At 67.9% G+C, this 623-nt stretch carries 1 protein-coding gene; it reads right to left on the reverse strand.

What is annotated here, in order from left to right:
• Positions 1-623, reverse strand: a 623-nt coding sequence (locus C1I89_RS33785) for a TraC family protein (protein ID WP_181391124.1), incomplete at both ends; no start/stop codon positions are given.

Below are 623 nucleotides of genomic sequence, written 5' to 3' on the forward strand. Positions count from 1 at the left end.
TGATCAGCACGCGGTGCGGCAGGCCGTCGAAGTACCAGGTGCCATGCGCCACGTCGGAGCGCGGCTGGCCGAAGAACAGCCGCTGGCTGAAATCCCGCCCGCTCGCCAATTCGATCTCGCCGTCTTCGCCGGCCTCCGTACTTTCGGGGTAGCGCGCCAGCGCATAGAAGCGCTCCCGGTCTTCGGCCCCAGGCCCAAGCAACGTGGGACGCGGGTTGAACCAGCGCAGCAGCCAGTCGTGAACATCCGCAGCCACCATGCGCCTGGCCTGAATGCCGGCGTTCGCCAGTCCGCCGCACAGGCGGTCGCAGACGATATTGAGCATCTGCTCGGGCGTCTGGCCGCGGCGGCTGTTTTGCCCTTGGCCGGTCACGCGGCGATAGACCACCATGCGCACGCGCCGGGTCTGGCCGCGCCAGCGCAGCCGTGTGACCACCGTGTCCTCGAACAGACCGCCCGGCTTGGCCACCGCGCGCAGGTGGTGGCCGAAGAAGCGCAGGTAGAACTCGCTGAACGCCGTATCACGGGCGCGCGGCTGCACATAGTCGCGCAGGGTCTGCATGTACTGGTCGAAACTGGGCTCGTCCTGAGCGTAGAGCTGCAGCACCCAGGGGTTCTCGTCC

The organism is Achromobacter pulmonis, assembly GCF_002885955.2.
Taxonomy (GTDB): Bacteria; Pseudomonadota; Gammaproteobacteria; order Burkholderiales; family Burkholderiaceae_B; genus Achromobacter; species Achromobacter pulmonis_A.